The sequence below is a fragment of the Pseudomonas sp. Z18(2022) genome, assembly GCF_036346535.1.
Classification (GTDB): domain Bacteria; phylum Pseudomonadota; class Gammaproteobacteria; order Pseudomonadales; family Pseudomonadaceae; genus Aquipseudomonas; species Aquipseudomonas yamanorum_A.
Genome location: NZ_JAOTOA010000001.1, coordinates 405,504 through 423,658, shown reverse-complemented (window position 1 = coordinate 423,658; position 18,155 = coordinate 405,504). Strand labels below are relative to the sequence as shown.

General features: G+C 59.5%; 14 protein-coding genes and 4 tRNA genes. 16 read left to right on the top strand and 2 right to left on the bottom strand.

Annotated features, from left to right (window positions below; all coding sequences use genetic code 11):
• The first annotated feature begins 78 nt into the window (after nt 1-78).
• From gltX to V3W39_RS01890, 12 genes are all read left to right on the top strand, one after another.
• Nucleotides 79-1,560 carry a glutamate--tRNA ligase gene (gene gltX / locus V3W39_RS01945; RefSeq protein ID WP_177043960.1) on the top strand — a complete coding sequence of 494 codons (1,482 nt, stop codon included), beginning with the start codon at nt 79-81 and terminating at the stop codon, nt 1,558-1,560.
• Nucleotides 1,561-1,707: 147 nt separating this feature from the next.
• Nucleotides 1,708-1,783 (top strand) — tRNA-Ala (locus V3W39_RS01940).
• Nucleotides 1,784-1,862: 79 nt separating this feature from the next.
• Nucleotides 1,863-1,938: transfer RNA gene (locus V3W39_RS01935), tRNA-Glu, on the top strand.
• 50 nt (nt 1,939-1,988) lie between these two features.
• Nucleotides 1,989-2,064: transfer RNA gene (locus V3W39_RS01930), tRNA-Ala, on the top strand.
• Between the two features lie 80 nt (nt 2,065-2,144).
• A tRNA-Glu gene (locus V3W39_RS01925) sits at nt 2,145-2,220 on the top strand.
• Between the two features lie 183 nt (nt 2,221-2,403).
• The gene (locus tag V3W39_RS01920; RefSeq protein ID WP_177043959.1) at nt 2,404-2,943 is read left to right on the top strand and encodes a TetR/AcrR family transcriptional regulator; all 540 of its coding nucleotides are present in this window, start codon (nt 2,404-2,406) and stop codon (nt 2,941-2,943) included.
• Nucleotides 2,944-2,971: 28 nt separating this feature from the next.
• A complete protein-coding gene (locus V3W39_RS01915; protein ID WP_177043958.1) occupies nt 2,972-3,805 on the top strand; it encodes an alpha/beta hydrolase in 834 nt (277 codons plus the stop codon).
• A 50-nt stretch (nt 3,806-3,855) separates the two neighbouring features.
• Entirely contained in the window at nt 3,856-4,305 is a 450-nt protein-coding gene (locus tag V3W39_RS01910) for an acyl-CoA thioesterase (protein ID WP_088422507.1), read from the top strand.
• Between the two features lie 40 nt (nt 4,306-4,345).
• Nucleotides 4,346-5,302 (top strand): tRNA dihydrouridine synthase, encoded by a 957-nt coding sequence (locus V3W39_RS01905; protein ID WP_177043957.1) that lies wholly within the window; start codon nt 4,346-4,348, stop codon nt 5,300-5,302.
• A gap of 588 nt (nt 5,303-5,890) precedes the next feature.
• Nucleotides 5,891-6,826: a hypothetical protein gene (locus tag V3W39_RS01900; protein WP_330212109.1), complete on the top strand. Its 936-nt coding sequence runs from the start codon at nt 5,891-5,893 to the stop codon at nt 6,824-6,826.
• Between the two features lie 90 nt (nt 6,827-6,916).
• Nucleotides 6,917-7,855, top strand: a complete 939-nt coding sequence (locus V3W39_RS01895) for a hypothetical protein (protein WP_330212108.1) — start codon at nt 6,917-6,919, stop codon at nt 7,853-7,855.
• 149 nt (nt 7,856-8,004) lie between these two features.
• Entirely contained in the window at nt 8,005-9,603 is a 1,599-nt protein-coding gene (locus tag V3W39_RS01890; protein ID WP_330212107.1) for a hypothetical protein, read from the top strand.
• Between the two features lie 3 nt (nt 9,604-9,606).
• Here the strand turns inward: V3W39_RS01890 and V3W39_RS01885 are convergent, their stop codons facing one another.
• Nucleotides 9,607-12,885, bottom strand: a complete 3,279-nt coding sequence (locus tag V3W39_RS01885; protein ID WP_177043954.1) for an EAL domain-containing protein — start codon at nt 12,883-12,885, stop codon at nt 9,607-9,609.
• 63 nt (nt 12,886-12,948) lie between these two features.
• Nucleotides 12,949-13,839 carry a LysR family transcriptional regulator gene (locus V3W39_RS01880; RefSeq protein WP_003212656.1) on the bottom strand — a complete coding sequence of 297 codons (891 nt, stop codon included), beginning with the start codon at nt 13,837-13,839 and terminating at the stop codon, nt 12,949-12,951.
• Between the two features lie 145 nt (nt 13,840-13,984).
• Here V3W39_RS01880 and leuC point away from each other — a divergent pair, with 145 nt between their 5' ends.
• From leuC to leuB, 4 genes are all read left to right on the top strand, one after another.
• Nucleotides 13,985-15,403 carry a 3-isopropylmalate dehydratase large subunit gene (gene leuC, locus V3W39_RS01875; RefSeq protein WP_177043953.1) on the top strand — a complete coding sequence of 473 codons (1,419 nt, stop codon included), beginning with the start codon at nt 13,985-13,987 and terminating at the stop codon, nt 15,401-15,403.
• Between the two features lie 10 nt (nt 15,404-15,413).
• Nucleotides 15,414-16,058 (top strand): 3-isopropylmalate dehydratase small subunit, encoded by a 645-nt coding sequence (leuD, locus tag V3W39_RS01870; RefSeq protein ID WP_094953214.1) that lies wholly within the window; start codon nt 15,414-15,416, stop codon nt 16,056-16,058.
• 136 nt (nt 16,059-16,194) lie between these two features.
• Complete coding sequence (locus V3W39_RS01865; RefSeq protein WP_318301608.1) at nt 16,195-16,959, top strand: class I SAM-dependent methyltransferase; 765 nt, start codon at nt 16,195-16,197, stop codon at nt 16,957-16,959.
• A 53-nt stretch (nt 16,960-17,012) separates the two neighbouring features.
• A complete protein-coding gene (gene leuB / locus V3W39_RS01860; RefSeq protein ID WP_330212106.1) occupies nt 17,013-18,095 on the top strand; it encodes a 3-isopropylmalate dehydrogenase in 1,083 nt (360 codons plus the stop codon).
• Nucleotides 18,096-18,155 lie beyond the last annotated feature (60 nt).

The window sequence follows — 18,155 nt, the reverse complement described above, 5'->3', positions numbered from 1 at the left end:
CTGGAGCCCAAGGGCTTGGGGCTGTTACCATTCGCCCCTTGTTTCATTTTCAGTTTTATCGCCAATTCGAGACCCGCCATGACCACCGTCCGCACGCGCATCGCGCCATCGCCTACTGGGGATCCCCACGTAGGTACTGCTTACATCGCCTTGTTCAACTACTGCTTTGCCAAGCAGCACGGCGGTGAATTCATCCTGCGGATCGAAGACACCGATCAACTGCGCTCCACCCGTGAGTCGGAACAGCAGATTTTCGATGCCCTGCGCTGGTTGGGCATTACCTGGGCTGAAGGCCCGGACGTCGGCGGCCCCCACGGCCCGTATCGCCAGAGCGAGCGCAGCGACATTTACAAAAAGTACACCCAGCAGTTGGTGGACATGGGCCACGCCTTCCCATGCTTCTGCACCGCAGAAGAGCTGGACCAGATGCGCGCCGAGCAACAGGCCCGTGGCGAAACCCCGCGCTATGACGGCCGCGCATTGCTGCTGTCGAAAGAAGAAGTGGCCCAGCGCCTGGCCGCCGGCGAGCCGCACGTTATCCGCATGAAAGTGCCGAGCGAAGGCGTGTGCGTGGTGCCGGACATGCTGCGCGGCGACGTCGAGATTCCGTGGGACCGCATGGACATGCAAGTGCTGATGAAGACCGACGGCCTGCCGACGTACTTCCTGGCCAACGTGGTGGACGATCACCTGATGGGCATCACCCACGTACTGCGTGGCGAAGAGTGGCTGCCGTCGGCGCCGAAACTGATCCTGCTCTACGAATACTTCGGCTGGGAACAGCCGCAGCTGTGCTACATGCCGCTGCTGCGTAACCCGGACAAGAGCAAGCTGTCCAAGCGCAAGAACCCGACCTCGGTGACGTTCTACGAGCGCATGGGCTTCATGCCGGAAGCGATGCTCAACTACCTGGGCCGCATGGGCTGGTCGATGCCGGACGAGCGCGAGAAGTTCTCGCTGCAGGAAATGGTCGATAACTTCGACTTGTCCCGCGTGTCCCTCGGCGGGCCGATCTTCGACATCGAGAAGCTGTCGTGGCTCAACGGCCAGTGGCTGCGTGACCTGCCGGTGGAAGAGTTCGCCAGCCGTGTGCAGCAGTGGGCGTTGAACCCCGAGTACATGATGAAGATCGCGCCGCTGGTGCAGGGCAGGGTAGAGACCTTCAGCCAGGTGGCACCGTTGGCGAGTTTCTTCTTTGCCGGTGGCGTGAACCCCGATGTGAAGCTGTTTGAGTCGAAGAAGCTGTCGGGCGATCAGGTTCGCCAGTTGATGCAGTTGATCCTGTGGAAGCTCGAAAGCCTGCGCCAGTGGGAGAAGGATGCAATCACCGCGACCATCCAGGCGGTGGTTGAATCCCTGGAATTAAAACTACGCGACGCCATGCCGCTGATGTTTGCTGCGATCACCGGGCACGCCAGTTCGGTGTCGGTACTCGATGCGATGGAAATTCTGGGCCCGGACCTGACGCGTTTCCGTCTGCGCCAAGCCCTTGATTTGCTTGGTGGTGTGTCGAAGAAAGAAAACAAGGAATGGGAAAAGCTGCTGGGCGCTATCGCCTAAGCTCGCTGTGGGAACGGCCAAACCCCGGTTTTCCGGGGTTTGCTCGGTAAGTGATTGTTATCTCGGCAAAAAATTTTGAAAATTGTTGAAAATAAATTTGACACGTTTCGAATACGCCATTAAGATTCGCCCCGTCCTCACCGACGAGGGGCTATAGCTCAGCTGGGAGAGCGCTTGCATGGCATGCAAGAGGTCAACGGTTCGATCCCGTTTAGCTCCACCAATTTACAGGTTCAAGGTCTGGCCACACCGTCCTTGAATTCGATCAGACTCAGCCTGATCACGTTGTATAGAAGGTTTGTGTCCCCTTCGTCTAGTGGCCTAGGACACCGCCCTTTCACGGCGGTAACAGGGGTTCGAGTCCCCTAGGGGACGCCAGTTTCAACAAGCAGTTCGAAAGGTCTGCTGCGCCGCGAGGCGAAAAATCCGGGGCTATAGCTCAGCTGGGAGAGCGCTTGCATGGCATGCAAGAGGTCAACGGTTCGATCCCGTTTAGCTCCACCAATTTACAGGTTCAAGGTCTGGCCACACCGTCCTTGAATCAGATCAGTTCTCAGCGCTGATCAGTTGTACAGAAGGTTTGTGTCCCCTTCGTCTAGTGGCCTAGGACACCGCCCTTTCACGGCGGTAACAGGGGTTCGAGTCCCCTAGGGGACGCCACGATTACCCGCTCTGCGGGATTTTTAAGGGTCATTCAATTATTGAATGGCCCTTTTGTTTGTCTGGCGTTTGGCCAATCTTCCTTCCTCTTCCTCACATGTTCTTCTGACCAATGGTCATGCCGGTGGCTTGCGAAATATTATTATGGTAATAATATTCGAGGCATGAGATTCGGAGGCAACGATGAACGATAAAAAAGCACAAACCCGCGAACGTATTCTGCAAGCAGCTGGCGCAGCCTTGATCCAGCGTGGCCCGGCCGAGCCCAGTGTGGGCGAAGTGATGGGCGCGGCGGGGCTCACCGTCGGTGGTTTCTACGCGCACTTTGAAAGCAAGGACGCGCTGATGCTGGAGGCCTTCACCGAGTTGCTGGCCCGACGTCGCGCCGCGGTTGAAGACATGGACTCGACGCTGACCGGCGAGGAGCGTCGCGCGCTGGTGGCGGCGTTCTACCTGTCACGCAAGCACCGCGACTCCACGTCCCACGCGTGCCCGATCCCGGCCACGGTGGGCGAGATGAGCCGCTTGCCGGACGAGTTCCGCCAAGCCTTGAATGAACACTGTGAATTGATGGCCGCACAGCTGGCCGCCAGCCCCGAAGACACCGACAAGGCGCTGGCCGACATGGCTCTGATGATCGGTGGCTTGTCGCTGGCCCGCGCCCTGGGCCCGGGTGAGTTGTCGGATCGTGTGTTGCGTGCGGCCAAGTCCGCGGTGCGTTAAGAACGGCTTCTGGCCTGAGGAATGAGCGATGGGCACGTTGAAGTGGATTCGTGGCGTCAATGGCACCTTGGGCCGGCTGGCGCCGCAAACGGTGGCCAGCAAGATGCGTCGGGTGTTCATGACGCCTCGGGATCTGCCGCCCCGTGACTGGGAGTTGCCGCTGCTGGCGCAGTCGGAGCGCATCACGTTGCGTTTCGGCCTGTCGGCGCTGAAGTGGGGCCAGGGCCCGGCAGTGCTTTTGATGCACGGCTGGGAAGGGCGCCCAACGCAATTCGCCAGCCTGATCACTGCGTTAGTGGCGGCGGGTTATTCGGTGGTTGCCCTGGATGGCCCGGCCCACGGCCGCTCACCGGGGCGCGAAGCCCATGTGTTGCTGTTTGCCCGCGCCATGCTGGAAGCAGCAGCCGAGCTGCCACCGTTGCATGCCGTTGTCGGTCACTCCATGGGCGGTGCCAGTGCGATGCTGGCGGTCCAGTTGGGGTTGCGCACCGAGGCGTTGGTCAGCATCGCCGCGCCTTCGCGGTTCCTCGACGTATTGCGCGGTTTTGCCGGCATGGTCGGTCTGCCGGCGCGAGCGCGTTCGGCGTTTATCCAGGAGGTGGAGCTGACGATGGGCATGCCCCTCAAGCACCTCGACGTCGCTCACTATCAAATGAATATCCCGGGCCTGATCGTGCATGCCGAAGACGATACCTTCGTCTCGGTCAAGGCCTGCCAGGTCATCCATGACGCCTGGTTTGACAGCCGCCTGCTGCGCCTGGAGCAGGGCGGGCACCAGAAGGTGCTGGCAGACCCGCGTGTGATCGAAGGCGTACTGACGCTGCTGGCCGGCCGCCACGTGCCGGAGCGCCAAACCGCCTGAGCCATGGGTTACACTGCTCGCCGCCGACATTAATCGACCGGGAGCACCGCATGGGCTGGGACTTGGCAACGCCGTTTATCATCGATCTTCAGGTCGGTACCGAAGACATCGACGGCCTTGGACACGCCAACAACGCCGTGTACGTGTCCTGGCTGGAACGCTGCGCCTGGCGCCATTCCCAGCGCCTGGGGCTGGACTTGACCGAGTACCGCCGGCTGGATCGCGCCATGGCCGTGGTGCGTCATGAGATTGATTACCTGGCCGCCGGCTACGAAGGCGACGAGCTGCAGTTGGCGACTTGGATCGTCGACTGGGACCAGCGCCTGAAAATGACCCGACGCTTCCAGCTGGTACGCCCGCGTGACGGCGCCACCTTGCTGCGGGCGCAAACCACCTTTGTCTGCATCGAACTGTCCAGCGGCAAGCCCAAGCGCATGCCGTCGGAATTTCTTGAGGGTTACGGCCCTGCACTGCAAGGCGAATTACCTGCTGGCGTCTGAAACCAGTAAACTGCGCCACGTTTTTCGTTGAGTGTTTTCCATGCAAATTGCTTTGGCGCCCATGGAGGGGTTGGTCGACAACATCCTGCGGGACGTGCTGACCCGGGTCGGCGGTATTGATTGGTGCGTGACCGAGTTCATTCGGGTCAACGACCGCCTGCTGACGCCTGCCTACTTCCACAAGCTCGCCCCCGAGTTGCTGCACGGTGCCAAGACCGCTGCCGGCGTGCCCCTGCGCGTGCAATTGCTGGGTTCGGACCCGGTGTGCCTGGCGGAAAACGCCGCCCTGGCCTGTGAGTTGGGCTCGCAAGTGGTCGACCTGAACTTCGGTTGCCCGGCCAAGACCGTCAACAAGTCCCGTGGTGGTGCGGTGCTGCTCAAGGAGCCGGAGCTGCTCAACCAGATCGTCGAGCACGTGCGGCGCGCGGTGCCGGCGCATATTCCTGTTACCGCGAAGATGCGCCTGGGTTTCGACAGCCCGGACGGTGCGCTGGTGTGCGCCACGGCCCTGGCCGAAGGCGGCGCGGCGCATATCGTCGTGCATGCGCGCACCAAGGTCGACGGCTACAAGCCGCCGGCCCATTGGGAGTGGATCCCGCGTGTGCAGGAAGTGGTCAAGGTGCCGGTGTTCGCCAACGGTGATATCTGGAGCGTTGAAGACTGGCGGCGTTGCCGGGAAATCAGTGGTGTGGAAGACATCATGCTCGGTCGCGGCCTGGTGGCGCGCCCTGACCTTGCCCGGCAGATTACGGCGGCGCGTGCCGGCGAAGAAGTGGTGGAGATGACCTGGGCCGAGATGCAGCCGATGCTGCATGAGTTCTGGCGCCAGTCGGTGGAACAACTCACCGAGCGCCAGGCGCCCGGTCGTTTGAAGCAATGGCTGGCGATGCTGACACGCAATTATCCTGAAGCGGTGGAGCTGTTCACGGCGATGCGTCGTGAAACGGACCTGGACCAGGTCGCGCGCTTGCTGGGAGTGCCCGATCAGGCAGCCTGAGGCATTGGCGTTGCAAGATTAAGTTTATATATATAGAAGTTTCATCGCGTAATTAAAGGGGCACTCCGAGTGCCTCTTTTTTTGTGCCTGAAATAAACGATGTGCGAGTAAAGTTGTTGAAGTTGACGGGTTTTTGCCAGTGCGCACGGACCGCTCTCGGTGGCGCAGGATTTCTTCATGTGTGTAAAAAATAATGTGCGTCCGGTTTTAGTAATGCAGAAGTTTTAAGGCATATAGGTTGAATTAGTTGGCGCGAGGTAATGGCGCGCGCGGTAACTAACACAAGTTAACTCCGTTATTCGATGCGAGTGATTTCATTACGTTGCATGCAGATCTGACTGTTGCGTGATATATCGGGTTTTTTTCGTACGAGACGAGACGGAATACGAATTTCTGCCGTATGTCCATAGGGAAAATTCTCTGCTTGTCTTATGGTTTCCTTATGTAAGGCTGGATTATCGGAACTCAATGGGCTCAGGTTCCACGAAAGTAGGGAGTGAGTTCACTCGTACATATTTAAAACCAAATGAAGACCATGACTTCCCAGGCCGTTTGCCGGTTCAGGGGAGCCTTGAAAAGGATAAGTCCATGTCTAATCTGTCGATTAATACTTCTGTTCCCATGAATCTCGACTATCGCTCATTGGACCAAGAGCAGGGCGGCGTGAATAAGCCTCGCAATAACCTGCTTCCAAACAGTTTTTCCAATGCAGTTGTTCGTGATCATGACGCAGGTTCAAAAGACAGTAACGTTACTGTGACCAGAGACTCGCTGCAGAAGTTGTTTGAGATGTTTGATTCTGTCGTGAAGGCGATGCGCAACATGTTAGCGACTCAAGGCAGCCTGCCCAAGCCGATGTCTGAGGTTGTCCCTTTACCTAAAGTCCCACCCGAGGCAGGTCCGGCACCGAAGGTTGTACCAGAGGCCAACCCTGCGTTGAAAGTGGCTCCTGCGCCGGTGCCTAAAGTGCAGGCGGATTTGGGGATTTTGGCGAAAGTAATGCCCGGCCCTTTGCCTGAAGTAAGGCGGGATGCGGAGCCGCAAAACAAGCCGATGAATGATATTAACGTGACCGTTCAGGTCGCTAACTGCCACTGCCCCCATCCCGAGGCGAAAGTTGCACCGCGTACGACAGTGACACGAGAAATCGATGGCAGAGCCACGGTGGTTCCGCACTCGCCGGTAAAGCCGGGTGTTGATGCCAACACCCTGGTTGTGCCGAATCTGCCGATCCTGCCGCAAGTCGAGACCAAAACGCTGGTGCTGCCACAGTCGCCGGTAAAGCCTGGGAACGATGGCAAAACTCCACTCATACCGCAGCCCCCCGTGAAGTCTGAAGTCGATAAAAAAACACCCATAGTCCCGCAGCCTGATGTAACGCCAGACGTGCGTCCCACGCCCGAGCCGGATTTGACTGCTCCCGGGCCTGCGGAAGACTGCTCGACCAACTCATTCAATAAATATAACCGCAGTCGGTTCGACAGCCCCCGGCAGTTCGATAACGGTCGTCGAACAAGGGCATAAGTTCGTCACGGTTTTTTTCAGGGTTTAACTAGAGGCGGTAGCTCCCCGTGCTCGTTAATGCAGGGGGAGCACGTTCCAGGAGGTGAGTGCATGTTTGATAAGGTGATTAATAGTCCAGCGATTATAAGGCCCGAGTACTTACAGTCTGGGGGACCTGCAACAGCGGCAGCGAAGAGTGCTCCAAAGAATATTAGCTTTGCGACCGATAACGCTTTGTCCTTTGGCGATAAAGCGCAAGGTGGCTTTCGTGACACTGCAGACAGTTCGCAGTTGCTCAAGAATATGCTTGAGATGTTCACGCAGTTTTTTGCGCAGTTGCAAAGCGTGCTGTCGGACAAGGGCACCAAAGTAAATCTCGATGCAACACCTGTCCCCACGACACCGGTACTGCCTAAACCGGACATCCCGCTGCCCGATCCCCGGGCGAGCCACCTTCCGGATCTTTCCAGCAAGCGTGGCGGGGCCAAGGCTGATGATATCTGGGGCGGGTTCCGCCAGGGGCCGGACGGCAATTGCGTGACGATATCGGCCATCAAGGCGGCCATGGTGAAGTTTGGCCAGAGCCCCACGGATATCTATAAAGAAGTTCAAAAGGTCGCAGAGGGTTACCGGGTGACCATGCGCGATGGATTTGCTCTCACCCTGAGCCGTCAGGAGTTGGCAGAGGGCATTCGTGGGTCGAAGTTTGTCGGGCGCGACAAGGAGATGCTCAAGGATGCGCACTTTCTGTTTGCGGTCAGCGCCAAGCGGGCGCAGATGGAAAATAATGATGGCACTGCCCAGCGAAGTTATAGCGCTGCGGTGCGCAGTCTCAATGATGGTGAAGATGAAAGAGGCGCCGGGGAAGGGTTCCTGCGACTGGGCCTGAAGCAGCATATGAAGAAAGTGCCGGTGAGTGAACTTGCAAAAGGCACGCTGGGCATGGTCAATCGCACAGGGCATTCGGTGGCGGTGATCAACGGTATTGAAGAGTTGTATGGGAAAAAGGGCGGAGCGCCAAAACGTGGCGACGCCATTGCGTTGGTATGAAGCCGGTTAGTGTGGCTTACGTCTGAATAGAGTTCCGTTTTTTGGGCAACACCAGCGGTGGGGCGTCGAGTCAACCTCCTCCGGCAGGGTAACTGTGCCTGTTGGTTGGCTTGATGCGGTCTGGTTGTTATCGCTTGTTAAGTATAAACATGAAGGAGTGGAATATGGTTTGTTCAGTGTCGAGCGGTACTGTTCGGATGATTAACATAAAAGATAATGAATTGTGGCACGTTCCATCTTCGGCCAAGAGTAGCCAGGAATTTATACCTGCCAGTAATGCTTCAGGTGTTCGGGATTCTGGAAATGTTTCCTGGGCGGACGTATTAACGTCCCTGAATACGATTGTGCGATGGCTGCGAGAGCTTCTCGATCGGGACGTGTTAACTACCGATAAAAACACAGTAACTCCAGACGCAGAGCCCCCGGTAAAAGTGATACCCGACAAGCAAGTACCGTTGGATACTCCCAAACCTGTCATGCCCGATTTCCCTGCAGATTTCTTTCTGAGAAAAAACGGCGGAAAACCTAAAGACATCGTTAACGCGTTCACTGCCAAAGAACCCGGCTTTGGCGATAATGTTGATGTCAGTACCCACGCCGCCGTCATCAAGATGATGATGCTCAAATTTGGTCAAAGCCCTGCCGATGTATTTGATGAGGTAAAGCGGTCTACCACTGGTTATGACATCACTATGAAAGACGGTTTTACAGTCCATGTGGCTCATGATGAGTTAACGCGCGCAACCCGGGCAGCAAGATTTGGTGGCAGTGATGAGGGCGCGATACGGGATGCCAGTTTCATATTTGCCACTTTTGTGAAGCGCAAGCAGATGGAAACTTTGGAGCTCAGGGCGGACGCAAGCTTTGACGAGGCCCTGACAAAAACCTTGTCTGGTGAGTTTCCAAAGCGGGCTTTGGAAGGCATGGGCATGACGGGCTTCATGCAATACGTCCCTTCCAGTTTTCTACGGGGTAAGGATACCGTTGGTCTCGCTGAAACGCGTTATCTGGGGGCATCCCTGGTGCTGGATGGGGTCAGGTATAACTATCGGGCACGGGAGCGCCTTGGCGACAGCTATGGCTACAGGCTTACTGGTGATGAAACCCTTTCAGATGAGTTGCTTGTCGATCCCCGCAAGGGCACGGTTCAGGTTTCCAGTGTGCCGGTAGGGGTCAAACCCGAGAATATCTGGGCTGGCTTCTACCAAGGCGTGGAAGGTAACTGTGTGACGGTGTCGGCGATGAAAGCCGCGATGATGAAGTTGGGTCAAAGCCCAGCGGGCATCTACAAACGCATCAGCGCAACCGGTGATGGTTACGCAGTCGTCATGCGAGATGGTTTCAAGTTGCGCATTACCCACGAAGAGTTAAAAAAAGCCGAGCAACATTCCAACCTCAACGGGACTGACAAAGTATTGGTGAAGGATGCCAATTTTTTATATGCGGTGAGCGCCAAGCGGGCGCAGTTGGAAAATCATGAGGGTCGCGCCGGGCAGAGTTTTGAGACGGCTATGGAGACCCTCAACAATGGTGAGCTCCCCGGGGACGGATTCCGTCGATTGGGGCTCTACGCCTATACACGGCCAAGCACCGTTCAGGAGTTGGCCGGCGGGGTATTGGGCACCTTGGCCAACTTTCAGCACTCGGTCGTGGTGGTCAACGGTGATATCGACCTTTATGGTTATAAAGAATCGCTGCTGTCGTCGACCTGGAATAACAAGAGCGGCTACGCAGTAAAGTTGGTCTAAGGCCTACAACAACAGTTGCCTGAACCCCTCCATCGGCAGCGGTCGACTGTGCAAATACCCTTGGTACAAATGGCAGCCCAAGCCCTGCAAAAATGCCAGCTGTTCAGGGGTTTCCACACCCTCGGCAATCACCTCCAGATTCAGGCTGCGGGCCATGGCCACAATGGCGCGGATAATCTCCGCATCGTTAGGGTCGTGAGTCGCATCGCGTACAAACGACTGGTCGATCTTCAGCGCATCCACCGGCAGGCGCTTGAGGTAGGTCAGTGATGAATAGCCCGTGCCAAAGTCATCCATCGCAAAACTCACGCCGAGCTTTTTCAGGCGGCGCATTTTGCTGATGGTGTCGTCCAGGTTCTGGATCACGATGCCTTCGGTGATTTCCAGCTTCAGCAGCGTGAAGGGCAGTTGGTGAGTGCGCAGGCTGCGTTCCACCCGCTCCACGAAGTCGTTCTGGCGAAACTGCCGGGGGCTGATGTTGACGCACAGGCTGAAGTTCAGCGGGTCCACCAGGCCCTCGGCGATCAATTGCGCGAAGGTCCCGCAGGCTTCGTCGAGGATCCAGGTGCCCACCTCCAGGATCAGCCCGCTGTCTTCCAGCACCTTGATAAATTCAGTCGGCGACTGCGCGCCCAGTTGCGGGTGCTGCCAGCGCACCAGGGCCTCGGCGCCGACGATCCGGTTGCCCCGGGCATCCACCTGTGGCTGGTAGTGCACGCTGAATTCACCGCGAGACAAGGCCAGGCGCAGGTCGGTTTCCATGCGCAGGCGCTCGCTGGCGGTTTTCTGCATGCTGTTATGGAACATCTGGGTGGTGTTGCGCCCCGAATCCTTGGCCCGGTACAGGGCGATGTCGGCGCGCTTGAGCAGATCCGCCGGGGTGGAGCCGTGATCGGGAATCAGTGCCACGCCGATGCTGGGGGTGACCTGCAAGCGGTGGCCGTCGAGAAACATCGGCTCCGACAACAGCTCCCGCAGGGTGTCGGCCAGTTCCTGGACCTGGACACTGACTTGCGAGCGCGTACCTTCCAGGCCGCTGAGCAGCACCACAAACTCATCACCACCCAGGCGCGCCACGGTGTCTTCCATGCGCACACTGGCTTCGAGGCGTGCAGTGACGATTTTCAGCACCGTGTCACCCACCGGGTGGCCGAGGGAATCGTTGATGTGCTTGAAGTGGTCCAGGTCGAGAAACAGTAGCGCGCCCCGCAGGTTGTGGCGCTTGAGCAGGGCGATCTGCTGGCTCAGGCGGTCCATCAATAGCGCACGGTTGGGCAGGTTGGTCAGTGGGTCGTGATAGGCCAGGTGGCGAATCTGCGCCTGGGCGTTTTTCAGCAGGCTGACGTCCCGCGCGGTCAGCAGCAGGCACGGCGTTTCATTGAGGGTGATGGGCTCCACCGACACTTCCACCGCCAGCACGTCGCCACGTTTGTTGTGCCAGAGCATTTCCAGATGATGGATGCGGCCCTTGATCTGCAGCTCGGCGAGCAATGCGGCGCGCTGGTTTTCGTCGGCCCAGATACCGATCTGGTACAGCGTCAGGCCAATCGCTTCTTCGGCACGGTAGCCGGTGAGGCGGCAGAAACCGTCGTTGACCTCCACGTAGCGCCCTGTATCGCGCTCGGTGATTGACACCGCGTCGGGGCTGGAGTGAAAAGCCTTGGCGAATTTCTCCTCGCTGGCCTTGAGTGCCGCTTCCGAGCGTTGCTGTTGGGTGATGTCCCGCAGGGTGGTGACGATGCACGGTTGGTCGCCCACCTGGATCAGGCGGCTGGAAATCACACAGTTCAGCGCCTGACCGTTTTTGTGATGGACGATGATTGCCACGTTGCTCAGGGCTTGTTCGCGAATCACCTGCTCGATGCGCTGCAGGCGCTGGCTGGACTCGTCCCACAGGCCGATCTGTTCGGCGTTGTTGTTGATCACCTCGGCGGCGGTCCAGCCGAAGGTCTGGGTGAAGGCCGGGTTGATCTCGATGAACTGCCCGGTTTCCAGGCGCGTGACGCAAATCGGGTCGGGGCTGGCGAGGAACAGGCTGGCAAATTTTTCTTCCGAGGCGATCAGGCGTTGCTCGCGTTCCACCTGGTCGGTGATGTCGAGCAGGGTCCCGGCCATGCGCAATGGCGCCCCCAGCTCATCGCGATAGAGGCGGGCGCGGCTCTCCAGGTAGCGCGAACTGCCATCTTCCAGTTGCACGCGGTAGGTCAGTTGGTAGTTGCCCGCCGGGCCTTCCCGCAGGGTGCGGTAGGCGTTGCGCATGTTCTCGCGCTCTTCATTGGGCATGCCTTCAAAAAAGGCCTCGAAGGATTCGTGGAACGGCTGGGGTTCCAGGCCGTGCAATTGGGCGGCGCGGGCCGAGCCGTAGAGCATGCCGCTGGGAATGTGCCAGTCCCAGGTGCCCAGCTGTGCCGAATCCAGCGCCAGGTCCAGGCGCTCCTGGCTGTCCTTGAGGGCTTGCTCGGCGTTCTTGCGTTCGGTGGTGTCGAGGAAGGTGCTGATCAGGTAGTCCTCGCCGTCCAGCTCGACTTTCTGGGCGCTGAGGGTGCCATCGTGGATTTGCCCGTTGCTGGCGCGAAACTGCACTTCCATGGTGATGGGCGTGCCTTTGCGCTGGGTGGCCTTAGTCAATAGTGCGCGTTGCTCGGGGTGCACCCAGAGGCCCAGGTCCAGGGTGCTGCGGCCAATGGCATCAGCCAGCGGCCAGCCGAACAGGCTTTCGAAGTATTGGTTGGCTTCGCTGATCAGGCCGTCGGCCTGGCGGGTCAAGAGCACCATCAGCGGGCACAGGTGAAACAGTGTGGCGAAGCGTTTTTCCGAATGGCTGAGGGCGTGTTCGCGTTCGCGCTGCTGGGTGATCTCGCGGATCACCCCGATCATCCGTCGGCGACCGGACTTTTGCGGCTGCAGGCTGCCGTTGATTTCCAGCCAGTGCAGGCTGCCATCCGGCCATTGGATGCGGTGGTGCATGGCCTGGGCGAACGGCTCGCCCGCGAGTACGGCATGAAACGCGCGAACCACTTTGGCGCGGTCCTCAGGGGCCAGCAGGTCGAGGTATTCCAGGTCTTTGGGCAGGGGCTGGCGCGGATCGAAGCCGAACAACGCCTGGGTGCCCCGGGACCAGCTTATCCGGCCGGTGTCGATGTCCCAGCTCCAGGCGCCCAGCCGGGCAGCGTTGAGCGCCGCCAGCAGTTGCGGCGCGCTGTCCCAGCTTTGCTCCGCCTCCTGTGGGTCCAGGGCGTGGATGCGGGGCAGGGGTGGCACGGAATCGGCGGGGTTGCGCATTATCAAAGGGCCTTGGCTCAATGGGCGTTCGGCGCGGGTTCACGGTCTAGGGGCCACGGCGATTCAAGCCTGATTCCCTGGCAGATCGACCTGTGCATCCAATAGGCTCATGAAAGCCCGCGCAGCGTTCGACAGCGTCCTTTCGGTGTGCACGATATAGCCTAGCTGGCGACTGAGCTGTATGCCCGGCAAAGCGATGCGTGCCACCTGATCGTCCAGCATGGTGCGCGGCAACACGCTCCAGGCCAGGCCGATGGAGACCATCATCTTGATGGTTTCCAGGTAGTTGGTACTCATGGCGATATTCGGCGTCAGGCCCTGGGCCTCGAACAGCCGCTGCACGATGTGGTGGGTAAAGGTGTTGCCACCGGGAAACACTGCCGGGTGCCGGGCGATGTCCGCCAGGCTGACGCTGCCGTTGCTGATCAGGCTGTGTTCCGGCGCCACCACGAAGTCCAGCGGGTCGTCCCACACCGGTGTCGCACGCACCAGAGTATGCGGCTCCGGGGCCAGGGTAATCACCGCCACTTCGGCCCGCCCATGGAGGATTTCTTCGTAGGCAACTTCCGAATCTAGAAACTGAATGTCGAGGGCGACGTTCGGGTATTCCCGGGTAAACGTGCGCAGCACCGGCGGCAGGCGGTGCAGGCCGATATGATGGCTGGTGGCCAGGGTGAGGCGCCCGCTGACCTCGCCGGTGAGGTTGGTCAGGGCGCGCCGGGTGTCGTCCAGCACGTTGAGAATCTGATAAGCCCGGGGCAATAACGCACGGCCGGCTTCGGTGAGGCCGACTTCGCGCCCCAGTCGGTCGAACAGTCGCACCTTTAATTGCTGCTCTAAACCGGCGATGCGCTTGCTGATGGCCGGTTGGGTCAGGTGCAGGCGTTCACCGGCGCCGGAGAAGCTGCCGGTCTCGGCGATGGCGATAAAGGCGTTGAGGTTGGCCAGGTCCATTGTCGTATTCCAGTTGGTAATCCAAAGCATAAAAAATATGAATTTGAGTTATTTAATGTAGCGCCATACCATCAGCCTCACAAGCCAAAGGGTTATTGAATCGTTCAAGGCCCGGGGCATAGAAACACCTGATGAGGACCGCGTGATGGCCGGCAAAACGCTTTACGACAAGCTTTGGGATTCCCATGAAGTGAAACGGCGCGATGATGGGTCGTCGCTGATCTACATCGACCGTCACATCATCCATGAAGTGACCTCGCCTCAAGCGTTCGAAGGCCTGCGACTGGCCGGGCGCAAGCCTTGGCGTGTCGACTCGATCATCGCCACCCCGGACCACAACGTGCCGACTACCCCGGAGCGTAAAGGCGGGATCGACGCCATCGTCGACACCGTGTCGCGCCTTCAGGTGCAGACCCTCGATGATTACTGCGACGAATATGGCATCACCGAATTCAAGATGAATGACGTGCGTCAAGGGATCGTCCACGTGATCGGCCCGGAGCAGGGTGCCACGTTGCCGGGCATGACCGTGGTCTGCGGCGACTCACACACCTCCACCCACGGCGCGTTTGGTGCCCTGGCTCACGGTATCGGCACTTCCGAGGTGGAGCACGTATTCGCCACTCAGTGCCTCGTCGCCAAGAAAATGAAGAACATGCGGGTAGAGGTCGAGGGTGAATTGCCGTTCGGCGTTACTGCCAAAGACATCGTGCTCGCCGTGATCGGCAAGATCGGCACCGCCGGCGGTAACGGCCATGCCATCGAATTCGCCGGCAGCGCGATTCGCGACCTGTCCATCGAAGGCCGCATGACCATCTGCAACATGTCCATCGAAGCCGGTGCCCGTGTAGGCATGGTGGCAGCAGACGAAAAGACCATTGCCTACGTCAAGGGTCGCCCATTCGCGCCGAGCGGTGCCGATTGGGACGCTGCAGTAGAAGCCTGGAAAGACCTGGTTTCCGACGCCGATGCGGTGTTCGACACCGTGGTCACCCTCGACGCCGCCCAGATCAAGCCGCAAGTCAGCTGGGGCACCTCGCCGGAAATGGTGTTGGCTGTTGATCAGAACGTGCCGGACCCGGCCAAGGAAACCGACCTGGTCAAGCGTGGCTCCATCGAGCGCGCCTTGAAATACATGGGCTTGAAAGCCAACCAGGCGATCACCGACATCCAGTTGGACCGCGTATTCATCGGCTCCTGCACCAACTCGCGGATCGAAGATTTGCGCGCTGCGGCGGTGATCGCCAAGGGCCGCAAGGTTGCCTCGACCATCAAGCAGGCGATCGTGGTGCCAGGTTCGGGTCTGGTTAAAGCCCAGGCCGAAGCCGAAGGCCTCGACAAGATCTTCCTCGAAGCCGGTTTTGAATGGCGTGAGCCGGGCTGCTCGATGTGCCTGGCGATGAACCCGGACCGTTTGGAGTCGGGCGAGCATTGCGCGTCCACCTCCAACCGTAACTTCGAAGGGCGTCAGGGCGCCGGTGGGCGTACCCACCTCGTTAGCCCGGCCATGGCTGCTGCGGCTGCCGTCAACGGTCGTTTCATCGACGTTCGCGAATTGATCTGAGGAATACCCGATGAGAGCTTTTACCCAACACACCGGTTTAGTCGCGCCGTTGGACCGTGCCAACGTGGACACCGACCAGATCATTCCGAAGCAGTTCTTGAAGTCGATCAAGCGCACCGGCTTTGGCCCGAACCTGTTCGACGAGTGGCGCTACCTGGACGTGGGCTATGCCTACCAGGACAACTCCAAACGCCCGCTGAACAAAGACTTTGTACTCAACGCCGAGCGTTACCAGGGTGCCAGCGTGCTGCTGGCCCGGGAAAACTTCGGTTGCGGCTCCAGCCGTGAGCACGCGCCGTGGGCCCTGGAAGAATATGGCTTTCGCAGCATCATCGCGCCGAGCTACGCCGACATCTTCTTCAACAACAGCTTCAAGAACGGCCTGCTGCCGATCATCTTGAGCGATGCCGAAGTGGATGAGTTGTTCAAGCAAGTGGAAGCCGATGTGGGCTACCAGTTGACCGTGGACCTGGCGGCACAGACCGTGACCCGTCCGGACGGCAAGGTGTATCACTTTGAAGTGGACGCCTTCCGCAAGCATTGCCTGATCAATGGCCTGGACGATATCGGCCTGACCTTGCAGGACGGCGATGCGATTGCAGCGTTTGAAACCAAGCACCGGGCCAGCCAGCCGTGGTTGTTTCGCGACGCTTGATTTGAGGTAGGCCGTGCGGGCCCCATCGCGGGCAAGCCCGCTCCCACTTTTTGACCTGTGAACCCGGTCAACTGTAGGAGCTGGCTTGCCTGCGATAGCGCCCGTACAAACACCCCGAAACCCAAGGAAAATCACCATGACCAGCACCGCCCACACCCAAGTCGTGCAAAAACAATTCGGCGAACAGGCCTCGGCCTACCTGAGCAGTGCCGTGCACGCTCAAGGCACCGAGTTCGCGCTGCTCCAGGCCGAGCTGGCCGGGCAGGGCGCTGCACGCCTGCTGGACCTGGGTTGCGGCGCCGGGCACGTGAGTTTCAACGTTGCCCCGCTGGTCAAGGAAGTGGTGGCCTACGACCTGTCCCAGCAAATGCTCGATGTGGTCGCCGCCGCTGCCGTGGACCGTGGCCTGGACAATATCCGCACGGTGCACGGCGCCGCGGAGCGCCTGCCGTTTGCCGACGGTGAGTTCGACTTCGTGTTCAGCCGCTACTCGGCCCACCACTGGAGCGACCTTGGCCTGGCCCTGCGCGAAGTGCGCCGGGTGCTCAAGCCGGGTGGCGTGGCGGCGTTTGTTGACGTCTTGTCACCGGGCAGCCCGCTGTTGGACACTTACCTGCAAACCGTCGAAGTGCTGCGCGACACCAGCCATGTGCGCGATTATTCCGCCGGCGAGTGGATGCACCAGTTGAGCGAAGCCGGTTTGCATGTACGCAACAGCAGCCGCCAGCGCCTGCGCCTGGAATACACCTCGTGGGTAGAGCGCATGCGCACCCCCGAGGTCTTGCGTGCGGCGATTCTTGAGCTGCAAAAGGCGATGGGCCAGGAAGTGCGTGATTATTTCGAGATTCAAGCCGACGGCACCTTCAGCACCGACGTGCTGGTGGTGTGGGCCGAACGCTGATTAATTTTTCCCGACCTGCCTGCGGGCGGGTCGCTTGATGAAATGAGGAACGCATGAGCAAGCAGATTCTGATTCTCCCTGGCGACGGTATTGGTCCGGAAATCATGGCCGAAGCGGTCAAGGTGCTGGAAGTGGCCAACACCAAGTACAGCCTGGGCTTCGAACTGAGCCACGACGTGATCGGCGGCGCGGCCATCGACAAGCACGGCGTGCCCCTGGCCGACGAAACCCTGGACCGTGCCCGTGCAGCCGATGCCGTGCTGCTGGGCGCCGTGGGTGGCCCGAAATGGGACAAGATCGAACGTGACATTCGCCCTGAGCGCGGCCTGCTGAAGATCCGCGCGCAACTGGGTCTGTTCGGCAACCTGCGCCCGGCGATCCTTTACCCGCAACTGGCCGACGCTTCCAGCCTGAAGCCGGAAATCGTTGCTGGCCTGGACATCCTGATCGTCCGCGAACTGACCGGCGGTATCTACTTCGGCTCGCCACGGGGCGTGCGCGAGTTGGAGAATGGTGAGCGCCAGGCCTACGACACCCTGCCGTACAGCGAAAGCGAAATCCGCCGTATCGCCCGTGTCGGTTTCGACATGGCCCGCGTGCGTGGCAAGAAGGTCTGCTCGGTGGACAAGGCCAACGTATTGGCGTCTAGCCAGCTGTGGCGCGAAATTGTCGAGGAAGTCGCCAAGGACTACCCGGACGTTGAACTGAGCCACATGTACGTCGATAACGCCGCCATGCAGCTGGTGCGTGCACCGAAGCAGTTCGACGTGATCGTCACCGACAACCTGTTCGGCGACATCCTGTCCGACCAGGCGTCGATGCTCACCGGTTCCATCGGCATGCTGCCGTCGGCGTCCCTGGACGCCAACAACAAGGGCATGTACGAGCCGTGCCACGGTTCGGCGCCGGACATCGCAGGCCAGGGCATTGCCAACCCGCTGGCGACCATTTTGTCCGTGTCGATGATGCTGCGTTACAGCTTCAACCTGACCGACGCGGCGGATGCCATCGAGAAGGCGGTGAGCCTGGTGCTCGACCAGGGCCTGCGCACCGGCGACATCTGGTCCCAGGGTTGCACCAGGGTCGGTACGCAAGAAATGGGCGACGCAGTAGTCGCCGCGCTACGGAATCTGTAATCTCTCGGGCCCGCTTGCAGATGTTGCTGCAAGGCGGCCCACTTTTGAACAAGGTGTAGT

Excerpts from the sequence above, each read along its gene's own strand:
- gltX (WP_177043960.1), top strand. The coding sequence starts at position 79 with ATGACCACCGTCCGCACGCGCATCGCGCCATCGCCTACTGGGGATCCC.
- V3W39_RS01920 (WP_177043959.1), top strand. The coding sequence starts at position 2,404 with ATGAACGATAAAAAAGCACAAACCCGCGAACGTATTCTGCAAGCAGCT.
- V3W39_RS01915 (WP_177043958.1), top strand. The coding sequence starts at position 2,972 with ATGGGCACGTTGAAGTGGATTCGTGGCGTCAATGGCACCTTGGGCCGG.
- V3W39_RS01910 (WP_088422507.1), top strand. The coding sequence starts at position 3,856 with ATGGGCTGGGACTTGGCAACGCCGTTTATCATCGATCTTCAGGTCGGT.
- V3W39_RS01905 (WP_177043957.1), top strand. The coding sequence starts at position 4,346 with ATGCAAATTGCTTTGGCGCCCATGGAGGGGTTGGTCGACAACATCCTG.
- V3W39_RS01900 (WP_330212109.1), top strand. The coding sequence starts at position 5,891 with ATGTCTAATCTGTCGATTAATACTTCTGTTCCCATGAATCTCGACTAT.
- V3W39_RS01895 (WP_330212108.1), top strand. The coding sequence starts at position 6,917 with ATGTTTGATAAGGTGATTAATAGTCCAGCGATTATAAGGCCCGAGTAC.
- V3W39_RS01890 (WP_330212107.1), top strand. The coding sequence starts at position 8,005 with ATGAAGGAGTGGAATATGGTTTGTTCAGTGTCGAGCGGTACTGTTCGG.
- V3W39_RS01885 (WP_177043954.1), bottom strand. The coding sequence starts at position 12,885 with ATGCGCAACCCCGCCGATTCCGTGCCACCCCTGCCCCGCATCCACGCC.
- V3W39_RS01880 (WP_003212656.1), bottom strand. The coding sequence starts at position 13,839 with ATGGACCTGGCCAACCTCAACGCCTTTATCGCCATCGCCGAGACCGGC.
- leuC (WP_177043953.1), top strand. The coding sequence starts at position 13,985 with ATGGCCGGCAAAACGCTTTACGACAAGCTTTGGGATTCCCATGAAGTG.
- leuD (WP_094953214.1), top strand. The coding sequence starts at position 15,414 with ATGAGAGCTTTTACCCAACACACCGGTTTAGTCGCGCCGTTGGACCGT.
- V3W39_RS01865 (WP_318301608.1), top strand. The coding sequence starts at position 16,195 with ATGACCAGCACCGCCCACACCCAAGTCGTGCAAAAACAATTCGGCGAA.
- leuB (WP_330212106.1), top strand. The coding sequence starts at position 17,013 with ATGAGCAAGCAGATTCTGATTCTCCCTGGCGACGGTATTGGTCCGGAA.